This is a genomic window from Glutamicibacter sp. MNS18, assembly GCF_026107515.2.
In the GTDB taxonomy this organism is placed as follows: Bacteria; Actinomycetota; Actinomycetes; order Actinomycetales; family Micrococcaceae; genus Glutamicibacter.
Window position 1 is genome coordinate 126,123 of record NZ_JAPCHW010000008.1, and the last position, 13,436, is coordinate 139,558.

Below are 13,436 nucleotides of genomic sequence, written 5' to 3' on the forward strand. Positions count from 1 at the left end.
TCACGTTATTCTGGTTGGTCCGGGCGCACGGAAAGTACCGGCACCGGGCTATTGAGCAGGATGCGTTGGCTCACGCTACCCAACAGGGCTTTGCCCATCGGGGACCGGCGACGCAGGCCGATCACCACGCGGGAAATCCTGGGGTCGTCGGCAATCTCATCAAGTAGTGCGTCCACCGGGTCCCTGTCACCACGGCCTTCGCGTTCGATCACGCGCCACTGGATACCGGCCGGGACATCGCTGGGATCCACCGGGGTCAGACCCAGGTTGAAGATCACCAGATCCTCATCCCGGGATCGGGCCTCGTCGATTCCGGCGTTCAGCGCCAGGGTGCCTTCCAGGCTCTCTGCTACTGCTGCGATGATGCTCATTGTGCTGATCCCTTCACTTTTTCGATGAAGCCAGTCTGGAACTCCTCCTCAAACTGTTCCAGAGACTTGCCGCCGGTCTCGGGAAGCTCGCGGTGCAACACGATGATGGCCACCACACCGATGCCGAAGAAGATGAAGAAGGTGCCGGCAATGCCCAAGCCAGCGATCAGCGGCGGGAAGACGAAGGCCACCAGGGCGTTGGCCAGCCACAGGCAGGTCACCGCCACGCCGGTGGCGAAGGTGCGGATCTTCAGCGGGAACAGCTCGGAGAGGATCAGCCAGGACAGCGGGCCGATCGCACCCTGCATGGAGATCACGAAGCACAGCACGAAGACCAGGATCAGCCACATCTTCAAGTCCCCTTCGGGCAGCAGCTGCGCGGTCAGGGCGATGAGCAGGTGGAAGGTCGTGGTGAGTACAAACCCGGTGATGATCATCTTGCGCCGGGAGATCTTATTGATCAGGTAGATGCAGATCAGTACGCCGGAGACGGAGAACAGCCCGTTGAGGGTATTGAACACGATCGCTGCATCGGCGGAGAACCCGGCATTTTCCAGCAGCTGCGAGCCGTAGTACATCACGGCGTTGATACCGGAGAACTGGGAGAAGACACCGACCAGGGCACCGATGATCACCAGCTTGCGCACCCAGGGCACGGCCAGGTCGGCCCAGCCGGCGGTCTGGGTCTTGTTTTCCTCCTCGGCCAGGTGCTCGACCTCAGCCATTTCGGCTGCGGCACGTTCCTTGTCACGCACCTGTTCGAGGACCACCAGGGCGTTCTTGTGTTGCCCTTGGGAGATCAGCCAGCGCGGGGATTCGGGCAGGAAGATCATGCCCACCAGCAGGGCGATGGCCGGCAGCACTGCCACAATCAGCATGTAGCGCCAGATGAAGTCGTGGTGTCCCCAGATCTGGTAGAGGATCGCGTTGATCACGAATGCGGCGAACTGCCCGGACACGATCATCACCTCGTTGCGGGTGACCAGGGAGCCGCGAGTCTCCTGCGGGGAGATCTCGGCCAGATAGACCGGGACGATCGCCGAGGCACCACCGACGGCCAGACCGAGGATGAAACGGCCGACAGCCAGCGCCTCCCAGTTCGGGGCCAGCGAGCACAGCACGGTACCGACAATGAAGATGATCGCCAGGTACAAGATGGTCTTGCGCCGACCGATCGCATCGGCCAGCCGGCCGCCGAGCAGGGCTCCCACGGCAGCGCCCAGGATCAGGATACTGACCACAAACCCCTCGGTCGTGGCGTTGATCTGAAGTTCACGGCGCAGCGGCTCCAGCGCCCCGTTGATCACCCCGGTGTCATAGCCGAAGAGCAGCCCACCGAAGGTGGCGACATAGGCAATGATGCCCAACCGCCGCGAATGTGGACCCTTGGTCAATGGGGGCAATGCATACACATTGCCCTTGGTACTTCCAGCCACGCAGAACTCCTTTGTTGCCGGCCACCCTCCGGTGACCTCAATCACAGGCTATTTGTAATGACATTACGTCATTAAGAGCTACGTGACAATGAATTGTCACGACACAGTTGGGTAAATGTCACCGGATGTTCCCCGTGGGCATTCGCCCGCACCGAAAGGCTAAATCATCACACCTTGTCAGCTGCTGGTTCCAGACCGAGCGAGAGGCCCCGCTGGCGGCGAACAGGCCTCCGCCAACGGGTAGTGCAACGCCCGTAATGTAAGACGCCTGCGCGCTGGACAGGAAGAGTACCGCCTGGGCCACATCCTCCGGTTCGGCGGCATTGCCCCTGACTCCTGCACCCCGGGTCAAGGGCCATGGACTGGACCAGGGCGTTCACCCCGGCCTTGGTGGTGTTGTGCCGGCTTGTCGCCAATCGCCGCCCAGGCCCGCAATGGAGGACACCGCGGTGAAGGTCCCCCGGCTGCCAATCAGCGGGAGCATGCATTCGCGGGCCAGGTGCATCACCCCGACCAGGTTCAGCGATCGCATCGTTTCCCACGACTGCGGATCCAGTCCAGCGATCCGGCACCCGTGAGGGGCACAACCTGGTCCTGCATCCCGGGGTCGACCATGGCCTTCACGCCACACTCCATTTCCGTGACCGGGCATAGGTCGGCGGCGCCGGGAACACCTCATGTGCTCCCGGCGCCGCCGACTGGTTCCCGCATTGCGCTATGGCCGCGAACCGGCCTTGCTGAACTTGTCAATGTACTCGTTCATCTTCTGCTGCTGGTAGCGGGCCACCTCATGGGCGCGCTCGTTTTCCGCGAAGACACAGGTGGCCATCACGGTTTCCTCGCGGTCCAGGAAGCCATTGGCGGCCAGGCCGCCGAAGAACTCATCCCAGTCCACATCCCCGTCGCCGATCTTCAGGTGCTGGTGCACACGCACCGCGTTGCCCGGCGGATTGGTGATGTAGCGCAGACCGTGCGAGGCATGGTGGTCCAGGGTATCGGCCACGTGGACCACCCGCAGCCGGTCACCCGCCGCCTGCATGATTTCCAGCGGCTCGTCCTTCATGTGGAAGGTGTGGGCCGCCACGTAGGCAAAGCCCAGGTTCGGGGAGTTCACCCCGCGGATCATCCTCCACCCAGCCAGGCCTTCCTCCACGAAGTCATCCGGATGCGGGTCGATGGCCACGTGCACGCCCTCGCGCTCGATGACCGGCACCAGCTCGTCCATGGACCGGTAGAACGCCGCCTCGGATTCCTCGGACAGCTCGGGGCGCCCGGAGAATTCGGTGTTCATCTGGGTGATCCCCAGGTCCACGGTGATTTGGATGGCGCGCTTCCAATAGCGCACCGAGGCCTCGCGGATCAATGGGTCCGGCGAGGACCACTTGAGCACGGGCAGGACCGAGGCGATCTGCACCCCGTGCTTCCTGCACTCGGCCACCAGCCGGGACACCAGTTCGTCGTCGGCCTTCGGGTGGCCGAAGAACGGGATGAAATCCTTGTGCGGGGTAATCTGCAGGTAGTCGTAGCCCAGTTCACGGGCGAGTTTCGGAAACTCAAGCAGCGAATGGCTGTGATGGAACGGGGTGGGATCCAACGCGATCTTCATGATGCCTCCTCAGGCGTAGAGTCCAGGCTTGGTCTTGAGTTCCACGGCGATCTTCTCACCGGTGTGCAGGGCCTGAACGCCGGCCTCGCAGCAGGCCGCGGCGGCGTAACCGTCCCAGGCGCTGGGCCCGGCAATCTCGCCACGCAACGACGCGTCCACCCAGTCCTGGATCTCGGCGTCATAGGCGGCCACAAAGCGTTCCTCGAAGCCCGGGGTGACCTTCCCTCCCCAGTTGCCGCCGGTGCGCACGTAGGGTCCCGAATCCCCGCCGATATTCACGATCCCGTCCTCGAAGGCCGCCTCGGTGGCGACCTGGTAGCCGAACTTGGCCTGGACGAAGATCTCCACGTCGGCCAACACCCCGGATTCGGTTTCGATCAGCACCTGTTGCGGATCGGCCAGCTCGCCGTTCCCGGTGCGGGTCCTCTTGCCGGTCCGTACCTGGACGGAGGTGATTTCCTCGCCGGTGAAGAAGCGGATGGCGTCGAACTCATGGACCACCGAGTCGTTGATCAGGTTCTCGCTGGTGAAGTTCGGTGGCACATCCGCGTTCCGGTGCTGGTGGTGAAGCATCAGCAGTTCACCCAGGTCACCGGAGGCCACCACTTCGCGCAGCTGCCGGTATTCGGCATCGAAACGCCGCATGAAACCGACCTGGATGCGCTTGGTACCCAGTTTGGTCTCGGCCTCGATCACCTCCCAGGAGGTCACCGCGTCAATGGTCAGCGGCTTCTCACACAGGACCGGAAGATCCCGCTCCAGGATGGCCAGCAGCGCGTCGCGGTGCAGGAAACCGGGGGTGGCCAGCAGGACGGCGTCCACCTGGCCCGAATCCAGCGCTTCATCCAGTGTCGCGTAGGCGGTGGCACCGGCGATCCCCTCGATGGCGGCGTTGGCCCGCTCAAGATCGATATCCACCACGGCGCTGACCGCCGCAGAGTTGATACGGCGGTGCAGGCGCTGGATGTGGTCGTATCCCATGCGGCCGGCTCCTACGACGGCGATGCGAAGCGTATCTGCCACGGTATGTCCTTTCAATTCGGTTCCGGGATTCCCGGCGGGGGTCTTCGTCTGGTTAATGGTGTGCACGGTCCAGGCCCTAGACCCGGGTCCGCGAACCGCAGCTGAGCAGGTACTGCCGGGTGCGGGTGGCGATGGGCAGCGGCACGGAGAAGTCGGCCACCGGGTACATGTCCTGCTCCACGATGCCGAAGACCGGTCGGTCCAGCTTCTCGATTTCCTCGATGACCTCGTTCAGATCCGGCAGGCCCGCCGGTGGTTCGCACATGACTCCGGCCAGGTTGGCTGCGGCCCAGGTCATGTCCTCGGCGCGCACCCGTTCGAGCACCTGCGGGTCGACCTGCTTCAGGTGCAGGTAGCCGATGCGCTCGGGGTACTTGCGGATCAAGTCCACACTGGAGGCGCCCCCGTACTCGGCGTGCCCGGTGTCCAGGCACAGGGTGGTGTACTGCGGGTCGGTGACGGACAGGAACTTCTCGATATCCGGCTGACCGCAGACATGCGAATCCGCATGCGAGTGGAACTGCTGCTTCAGCCCGTATTCCTCCTGGAGAATACGTCCCAGGCGGTCATGTCCGGCGGCCAGCGAGGCCCAGGCCGCGGCGTCCAGGGTACCCGATTCCACGGCCTGGCCGGTGACATCATCGCGCCACATCGCGGGAATCACCACAATGTGCTCGCCGCCGATGGCGGCGGTCAATTCGGCGACCTTGCGGGCCGGCTCCCAGGCATCTTCCCAGGCGTTGGCACTGCCCTCGATCCCGCGGTGGAACGCGGTGAACACGGTCCCGGCGCAGACATTCAGCCCGCGCTGGGCCAGTTCGTCGGCCAGCCGCGACGGATCGGTGGGTAGGTACCCGTAGGGTCCCAGCTCGATGGTCTTGTAACCGGCCTCGGCTACCTCATCGAGGAAACGCTGCCAGGGGGTTTGCTTCTCATCATTGGCGAACCAGACGCCCCAGGAGTCGGGGGCGGTGCCGATGGTGATGTTCTTTGCCATGATTTTCTACCGTGTTCTTTCGACACTCGTGCCGTTGCCGGCCCGGGTGGGACGGCAACGGCAGCGGGGTGTGACTGGGCTTAGTTGGACGGGAAGTTGTACGAGGCGGTGGAAGCCTGGGAGACTTCCGGCCAGCGCTGGGTCACGGCCTTGCCGCGGGTGTAGAAACGCACGCCATCCGGACCGTAGATGTGGTGCTCGCCGAACAGCGAGTCCTTCCAGCCGCCGAAGGAGTGCCAGGCCACCGGCACCGGCAGCGGGATGTTGACCCCGACCATGCCCACCTGGATGCGGCGGGTGTAGGTGCGGGCGTGCGCTCCGGAGGAGGTGAAGATCGCGGTGCCGTTGCCGTAGGGGTTGGCGTTGACCACCTCGATGGCTTCCTCCAGGGAATCTACGCGCAGCACCACCAGCACCGGGCCGAAGATCTCCTCGGTGTAGGCGCTCATCTCGCGGCTGACCTTGTCAAGGATGGTGGGGCCAACGAAGAAGCCGTTCTCATGGTCCTTGACCACCAGATCGCGTCCGTCAATGACCAGGGCGGCACCGGCTTGCTCGGCTTCGCCGACGATCTTCTGCAGCCGGGACTTGGAGGCCGGGGTGATGACCGGACCCATGTCGGCCTTCTCATCCAGGCCGTTGGAGACGTTGACCCCGCGGGCACGGTCGGCCAGCTTGTCCACCAGCGCGTCGGCGGCCTCGCCCACCGCGACGGCCACCGAGATGGCCATGCAGCGTTGCCCGGCCGAGCCGAAGGCGGCGGCGTTGATGTGGTCGGCGGCCAGTTCCATATCGGCATCCGGCATGATCACCGCGTGGTTCTTCGCCCCACCCAGGGCCTGGACGCGCTTGCCGTACTTGGTGGCGGTCTCGTGCACGTACTTGGCGATCGGGGTGGAACCGACGAAGGAGATGCCGTCCACATCCGGGTGCGACAGCAGCCCGTCCACGGTGTCCTTGCCGCCATGCAGCACCTGGAAGACACCGTCGGGCAGGCCGGCCTGCTTGAACAGGTCGGCGATCAGCAGCGAGGCCGAGGGGTCGCGCTCGGAAGGCTTGAGGATGAAAGCGTTGCCGGTGGCGATCGCCACCGGTGCCATCCACAACGGCACCATCACCGGGAAGTTGAACGGGGTGATCCCCGCAACCACGCCCAGCGGCTGGCGGAAGGAGAATACGTCGATGCCGGAGGACACCTGGTCGGAATACTCGCCCTTGATCGCCTGGGAGATCCCGGCGGCGTACTCGACGACCTCGATACCGCGGCCGATTTCGCCGGCCGCATCGGAGAGCACCTTGCCGTGCTCGCTGGTGACAATGCGGGCCAGCTCATCGGTGTGCTCGGTGAGCAGCTGCTGGAAACGGAACATGACCTTGCTGCGCCGGGCGATCGAGACCTCGGCCCACTGTTCGGAGGCGGCCTTGGCCACGGCCACGGCCTGGTTCAGGTCCTCGTCGTTGGCCAGGCGCAGCTGGCCGGTGACCTCGCCGGTGGCCGGGTTGTAGACCGGCTGGGTCTCGGTACCGCTGCCGGCAGTGGCTTCGCCGTTGATGTAGTGACGGATTTCGGTCACTTCGGTGGCTGTGGTGGTCATGGGAAATACTTCCTGTTCTCTTCGATTAATTCTTGGAATTCTTGTGGTCGGCCGGTGGGATCAGCCGAGATACGGCTTCTGGCGGGCCTTGTGCTCGGAGTACACCCGGTAGGCATCCTGGGTGGAATCCAGCTCGGAGATCTCGGAGACCGGCACATCCCACCAGGATTCGCTGGAGGGCGCATCGGCGTAGAGGTCCGATTCGATGTGGATCAGGATCGGCCCCGAGCCCTCGGGGGCGGCCTTGGCCTCGGCCACCGCGGCGGCCAGGTCCTCGATCGCCTGCTCTCCCGGGGCGATGCGGATGACCTTCACGCCCAGCGACTCGGCGTTGGTGGCCAGATCGATCGGCAGGGTGGGGCCCTCGTCGAAGGAGTGCGTGGACTCATCCAGGGTGCGGTACTTGGTGCCGAAACGCTGGGAGCCCAACGATTCGGAGAGCGAGCCGATCGAGGCGTAGCCATGGTTCTGGATCAGCACGGTAATCAGCTTGATGCCCTCGGCCACCGCGGTGACCAGTTCGGTGTGCATCATCAGGTAGGAGCCGTCCCCGACCATGACCACCACGTCGCGGTTGCCTTCCCCGCGCCGGGTTTCGTCGATGACCGCACGCTTCAGGCCCAGCCCGCCGGCGATCTCATAGCCCATGCAGGAGAAACCGTATTCCACGTGGTAGCCGAACGGGTCGGACACCCGCCACATCTTATGCAGGTCCCCGGGCAGCGACCCGGCGGCGCAGACCACCACGTCGCGGGGGTCCATGGCCTGGTTGACCGCACCGATGATGGAGTTCTGGGTGACCAGCGGGCTTTGGCGTTCGGCGAAGGCCGCATCCACGGTCGCATCCCAGCGCCGCTTCTCGGTGGCGGTGCGTACTTCCAGGGCGCCATCCACGCGGTATCCGGTCAGTGCCTCGCGCAGCGCGATCAACGCCTTGCGGGCATCGGCCACCACCGGCAGCACGGTGGCGTGCTTGTAGGCATCCAGCGCCGCGACGTTGATGTTCACGAACTTCACGTCCGGGTTCTGGAAGGCGGTGCGGCTGGCGGTGGTGAAGTCCTCGTAGCGGGTACCGATGCCGATGACCAGATCCGCCTCGGCGGCCAACGCGTTCGCGGCGGTGGTGCCGGTGGAGCCGATGGCTCCCAGCGAGTACTTCGAGTCCCAGGGCAGCACCCCGACCCCGGCCTGGGTGTTGCCCACCGGGATACCGGTGGCCTCGGTGAAGGCGGCCAACTCATCGGTGGCGTAGGCGTAGAGCACCCCGCCGCCGGCGACGATCAACGGGCGCTTGGCGGCACGGATCATTGCGGCGGCCGCGGCAATGTCCTCGGCTTCGGGTTCCGGGCGGCGGATCTTCCACTCGCGTTCGGCGAAGAGTTCCTCGGGGAAGTCAAAGGCCTCGGCCTGCACGTCCTGCGGCAGCGAGATGGTGACCGCGCCGGTTTCGGCCGGGTCGGTCAGCACGCGCAGCCCGTGGTGCAGGGCGGAAGCCAGCTGCTCCGGGCGGGTGACCCGGTCGAAGTACTTGGACAGCGGGCGGAAGGCGTCATTGACGGTGATGTCGTAGCCGTGCGGCATTTCCAGCTGCTGCAGTACCGGATCCGCGGCGCGGGTGGCGAAAGTGTCACTGGGCAGCAGCAGTACCGGCAGCCGGTTCGCGGTGGCCAGTGCCGCCCCGGTGAGCAGGTTCGAGGAACCCGGGCCGATCGAGGTGGACACCGCGTAGGTGGCCCGGCGCCGGGTGTGCCGCGCGTAGGCCACGGCCTGATGCGACTGGGCCTGCTCGTTGCGGCCCTGGTAGTAGGGCATCAGCGTGGGGTCGGTGACCTGCCACTGCTTCAGCGCCTGGCCCACACCCGCCACATTGCCGTGGCCGAAGATGCCGAACATGCCCGGGATCAGCCGTTCACGGTAGCGGGTTCCGCCAATGTTGTCCACGGTGTACTGGCGGCCCAGGAATTCGACGACCGCCTGGGCAACGGTCATTCTGCGCGTAGTCATGGTACGGAAGCGTCCTTACTTCAGTTTCCCGTAGGGGCGGTGGTATTGAGCAACGAGGCGGCCGTGGCCACGGCCGCGGACACATCCCCGTCCTCCGGGTAGAGCAGCGTGCGGCCCACGGTCAGCCCCTGCACCCCGGGCAGGGCCAAGGCCTCGCGCCAGGAGGCGAAGACCTCGTCGGGGCTGCCGGCCGGATCCCCGCCCAGCAACACGGTGGGCATGGTGGTAGCGGCCATGACGCGTTCCATCTCGGCGACCACCGGGATCTTCAGCCAGGTGTAGGCGCTGGACTCCCCCAGTCCCGAGGCGATGCCCATGGACTTGATGACCGTGTCCGGGCGCAGGTCGTTGACGACCTTACCCTCCACCCGGCGGGAGATGAACGGTTCAACCATGGCCACCAGCTCATGCCGGGCCAGGTCGCTGACCGCGTGGGCGGTGGCTTCCAGGGTCGCCACGGTATCCGGATCCTCGTAGCTGATCCGCGTGAGCATCTTCCCTCCGTCGGCGCCGATCGCGGCCAGGGCGGCGGCGGTATGCCCGGTGAAGCGGTCGTCGATCTCGTTGACCAGGCCGGTCAGCCCGCCGCGGTTCATCGATCCGAAGACCAGTTTGCCCTCCAGCGCACCGAGCAGCAGCAGGTCGTCGAGCACATCCGGGGAGGCCAGCACGCCATCGCAGGCCGGGTTTTCCAGGGCCAACTGCAAGCGGTCCAGCAGGTCGCGGCGGTCCGCCATGGCGGTGGCACGCTTGCCGACCGACAGAGCACCGCGGGCCGGATGGTCGGCGGCGATGATGAAGTTCTGTTCGCCCAGCTTCGCGCCGGCGTGGCGGCGGCGGACGGAGGCGGCCCGCGCCACCGCCTGCGGGTCTTCCAGCCGTTGGCAGGTCAGCGACTCGTAGCGGCGCGGATCCTCGCGGTCCACGCGGGTCTCGAATGCCTGTTTCATGCTCTACACCAGGTCCTTCTGGGTGTTCGGGAGGGCGCGACCGCGTTCGGCCAGCAGTGTGGTGACTTCCTCGGGGGTGGGCATCGCGTCGGAGCAGGCGACCTTCGAGGCCACAATGGCCCCGGCGGCGTTGGCGTAGTCCAGCACCTGTTCCAGTGGCCAGCCGGCCAGCAGACCGTGGCAGAAGGCCCCGCCGAAGGAGTCCCCGGCTCCCAGGCCGTTGGCGGTTTCCACCGGCACCGGAGCGGAGACCACGCGTTCGGTGCGGGTCTTGGCCATGACCCCCTCGGGGCCGAGCTTGACCACGGCAATCTGCACGCCGGCGGCCAGCAGCCGGTCCGCCTGCTCATCGGGGGTCCCCTCGCCCACCGCCACGGCGCATTCGGTGTCGTTGCCGATGGCCACGGTGACGTGGGGCAGGATCCGGGCCACCTGCTCACGGGCCTGTTCAACCGAATCCCAGAACATCGGGCGGTAGTCCAGGTCCAGGATGGTGAACTGTCCCCGGGCCAGCGAGTCATTGGGGCGGGCCTGGTGGGCTGCGATCTGTGCCGAGCGCGAGGGCTCGCGGCTCAGGCCGGTCACGGTGCTCCAGAAGATCCGCGCCCGTTTGACGGCTTCCAGATCCAGGTCGCCGGGCTCGATATTCCAGTCCGGGGCCATCGGGAAACGCCCGTAGAAGTAGAGCGGGAAATCCTCCGGCGGCTGGATGGCGCAAAAGGTGACCGGGGTCTGCAGCTGCGCATCGCGGCGCACCTGGCTGCGGTCCACCGAGAACTTGTCCAGCTCGCGTTCCAGGAAGGTCCCGAAGTCGTCGTCACCGATCTTCGTGATGACCGCGGTCTTGCGGCCATGCCGGGCTGCCGCCACCGCGACATTGGTGGCCGAACCGCCCAGGTACTTGCCGAAGGAGGTCACCTCGGCCAGGGGGACACCGATATCATTAGGGTAGACGTCAACGCTGATGCGCCCAAGGGTGAGTACGTCGTAAGTCACGCAGATCGACGTCCTTTCGTTCCAGAGGTTCCGTATGCCGGCCCGCTCCACACGCTTGTGAAACGAAGCACACTACACACTTTGCACCACAACCCTTTGACCTGTCAAAGGTTTGTACTGACATATGGACAAGTTGCTTAACCTTGGGCCTTTCGTCACCGCAGTTATCCGCATCATCCTGCCGATCCACCTACGGTGGCCCGAAAACAATCCCGCCTTCCATTGTTTGTCCTAACATTCTTACTTATGATGTAATCGCGTAACCGGCATCACAACCCCGGACTTCACCCGAGCGCCTAGGCGGCGTTCACTGTCAAAGGACAATTCCATGAAACTTGGCGTCTACAACGCAATCCTGCACGACCGTCCGCTGCCCGAGGCCCTGAAGGTCATTGCCGACCTGGGGCTGAGTGGAATCGAGCTGAACACCGGCGGTTTCCTTCCACCAACCCACGTGCCGAATATCGACCAGATCCTGGAAAGCGATGCCGCCCGCGACGACTTCCTGGGGATCTTCGAGGGCACCGGGGTCGACATCGCCGGGCTGAACTGCAACGGCAACCCGCTGCATCCGAACCGCGCCATTGGCGAAAAGCACGCCGAGGACATCCGCCGCTCCATCAAGTTGGCCCAGCGGCTCGGGCAGACGCGCGTGGTCACCATGTCCGGCCTGCCCGGCAGCGAACCGGGCACCACCCGCCCGAGCTGGGTGGTCAACGCCTGGAACTCCGCGGCATTGGACCAGCTGGACTACCAGTTCGAGGTGGCCGCCGGGTTCTGGGGCGACATCGACAAGCTGGCCGTGGAGAACAACGTGAAGGTCGCCCTGGAGCTGCACCCGCAGAACCTCGTGTTCAACCCGGCGGGAGTGCGCGAACTGGTCGAGCGTGCCGGCACCAGCAATATCGGTGTCGAGCTGGATGCCTCACACCTGTTCTGGCAGCAGATGGACCCGGTGGCGGTGGTCCGCGACCTGGGCGAGCTGGTCTTCCATGCCGCGGCCAAGGATGTGCGCATCAACCCGAATGCCGCCGTCCAGGGCGTGCTGGATAACAGCTTCCGCCGGCTGCGCGAGGACGAGCCGCGCACCAACCTGGGCGGGGACGAATGGGCGAACGAATGGCCCAAGAACTCCGCCTGGGACTTCGTGGCCCTGGGCAAGGGGCATGACACCGCCTTCTGGACCGAATTCCTGCGCGCCCTGCACGAGGTCGATCCGGAGATGATCGTGAACATCGAGCACGAGGACACCGAACTGGGTGCCGTGGAGGGTCTGGAAATCGCCGCCGAGGTCCTGCTCGACGCCCACCGCGCACTGCTCGGCTCACTGGCCACCAAGTAGCCGAATACCACACAGGCCAGGTGCGGCCGGGATATCCCGGCCGCACCTGGCCTTCGTCTTTGTTGTGGGCTGTTAGCGTCCCACCAGGATGCTGCCGCCCTGCAGGGCGCTGGCACGTGCCGCGTCGAGCACCTCGACGGTATGCACCGCCTGTTCGAGGGTCACCGGCAACGGTCCGTTCCCGGCGAGCGCCCGATGCAGGTTCCGGTAGAAGTCCGCGTGGTTTCCCGCCACCGGGGCGACCCGGCGTGATCCGCTGGGGGTGCGTAGCTCGCCCCAGTCGGCGGCATCGGGCACACCCCACACCTCGGGATTGGTCGCCGGCCGCAGCCCCGCCTTGACCTGGTCGCTCTGCACATCGGCCATGCGCGAGAGGTAGGAACCCCGCTGCCCGTAGACGGCCAGGGTCCGTTCCTCACGGCCGCACAGCTTGCTGCCCGAGACGCTGCTGTAGGTCCCGGACTCGTGGTGCAGCCCGAGGCTGAATCCCACATCCGTGCGCTGCTCGCCGGAGCCCAGCCAGTCCAGGTGGGCGTCGACCCGCACCACGGGCCCCAACGCCTGGATCGCCTGGTCCACCACATGCGCCCCGAGGTCGCGCAGCAACCCGTCGTTCGGGTCCAGCTCCACCGAGCGGACCGAATTCTGGTCCAGCACGATATTCGCGCGCCACAGCTGGCCCAGCTCCCCGGAATCGATGACCTGGCGCAGGGTCAGGAAGTCGCTGTCCCACCGCCGGTTCTGGTAGACGGTCAGCACCTTGCCGGCCCGCTCGGCCGCCGCGACCAGTTCGCGGGCGGTATCCGCATCCGGGGCGAAGGGCTTGTCGGCCACCACATGCACCCCACGTTCCAGGGCGCGGAGCACCAGCGAACGGCGCGTGGCCGGCGGGGTGGTGATGACCACCAGGTCAACCCCGGCGTCGATCAGTTCGTCCATGGTGTCGAAGGCCGGCACCCCCGGTGCCTCGCGGGCCAGCAGTTCACGGCGTGCCGCCGATCGGGTGACCACCCCGACCACCTGCCACTGCTCGGCAGCCTGGATGAAGGGCAGGTGGAAGCGGCTTCCGCCGGCTCCGTAACCAACCAATCCAATACGCATTCGGTTCCTCCTTCT

Annotated in this window: 12 protein-coding genes; 1 reads left to right on the forward strand and 11 read right to left on the reverse strand. The window is 65.6% G+C overall.

What is annotated here, in order from left to right:
• Positions 1-5 precede the first annotated feature (5 nt).
• The 10 genes from OK351_RS12810 to iolC all read right to left on the reverse strand — a co-directional run bounded on the left by OK351_RS12810 (position 6) and on the right by iolC (position 10,978).
• On the reverse strand, positions 6-371 hold the full coding sequence (locus tag OK351_RS12810; protein WP_265159537.1) for a universal stress protein: 366 nt from the start codon (positions 369-371) through the stop codon (positions 6-8).
• Entirely contained in the window at positions 368-1,807 is a 1,440-nt protein-coding gene (locus OK351_RS12815) for a sugar porter family MFS transporter (protein WP_306349488.1), read from the reverse strand. The genes OK351_RS12810 and OK351_RS12815 overlap by 4 nt, the downstream gene beginning before the upstream one ends.
• Positions 1,808-1,925: 118 nt before the next feature.
• The gene (locus OK351_RS17955; protein ID WP_371931443.1) at positions 1,926-2,159 is read right to left on the reverse strand and encodes an SDR family oxidoreductase; all 234 of its coding nucleotides are present in this window, start codon (positions 2,157-2,159) and stop codon (positions 1,926-1,928) included.
• A 363-nt stretch (positions 2,160-2,522) separates the two neighbouring features.
• Positions 2,523-3,413: a sugar phosphate isomerase/epimerase family protein gene (locus tag OK351_RS12825; protein WP_265159539.1), complete on the reverse strand. Its 891-nt coding sequence runs from the start codon at positions 3,411-3,413 to the stop codon at positions 2,523-2,525.
• A gap of 9 nt (positions 3,414-3,422) precedes the next feature.
• Complete coding sequence (locus tag OK351_RS12830) at positions 3,423-4,436, reverse strand: Gfo/Idh/MocA family protein (protein ID WP_265159541.1); 1,014 nt, start codon at positions 4,434-4,436, stop codon at positions 3,423-3,425.
• Between the two features lie 76 nt (positions 4,437-4,512).
• Positions 4,513-5,433: a sugar phosphate isomerase/epimerase family protein gene (locus OK351_RS12835; protein WP_265159543.1), complete on the reverse strand. Its 921-nt coding sequence runs from the start codon at positions 5,431-5,433 to the stop codon at positions 4,513-4,515.
• 80 nt (positions 5,434-5,513) lie between these two features.
• Positions 5,514-7,028 (reverse strand): CoA-acylating methylmalonate-semialdehyde dehydrogenase, encoded by a 1,515-nt coding sequence (locus OK351_RS12840; protein ID WP_265159545.1) that lies wholly within the window; start codon positions 7,026-7,028, stop codon positions 5,514-5,516.
• 60 nt (positions 7,029-7,088) lie between these two features.
• Positions 7,089-9,017 (reverse strand): 3D-(3,5/4)-trihydroxycyclohexane-1,2-dione acylhydrolase (decyclizing), encoded by a 1,929-nt coding sequence (gene iolD, locus OK351_RS12845; protein WP_265159598.1) that lies wholly within the window; start codon positions 9,015-9,017, stop codon positions 7,089-7,091.
• Between the two features lie 35 nt (positions 9,018-9,052).
• A complete protein-coding gene (locus OK351_RS12850) occupies positions 9,053-9,982 on the reverse strand; it encodes a Cgl0159 family (beta/alpha)8-fold protein (RefSeq protein ID WP_265159547.1) in 930 nt (309 codons plus the stop codon).
• A 3-nt stretch (positions 9,983-9,985) separates the two neighbouring features.
• Positions 9,986-10,978, reverse strand: coding sequence for a 5-dehydro-2-deoxygluconokinase (gene iolC / locus OK351_RS12855; protein WP_265159549.1), 993 nt, complete (start codon positions 10,976-10,978; stop codon positions 9,986-9,988).
• A gap of 328 nt (positions 10,979-11,306) precedes the next feature.
• Between iolC and OK351_RS12860 the strand changes: the two genes are divergently transcribed.
• Positions 11,307-12,320 (forward strand): sugar phosphate isomerase/epimerase family protein, encoded by a 1,014-nt coding sequence (locus OK351_RS12860; protein ID WP_265159551.1) that lies wholly within the window; start codon positions 11,307-11,309, stop codon positions 12,318-12,320.
• A 72-nt stretch (positions 12,321-12,392) separates the two neighbouring features.
• Here OK351_RS12860 and OK351_RS12865 read toward each other — a convergent pair whose 3' ends face one another.
• Entirely contained in the window at positions 12,393-13,421 is a 1,029-nt protein-coding gene (locus OK351_RS12865) for a Gfo/Idh/MocA family protein (protein ID WP_265159553.1), read from the reverse strand.
• Positions 13,422-13,436: the final 15 nt, after the last annotated feature.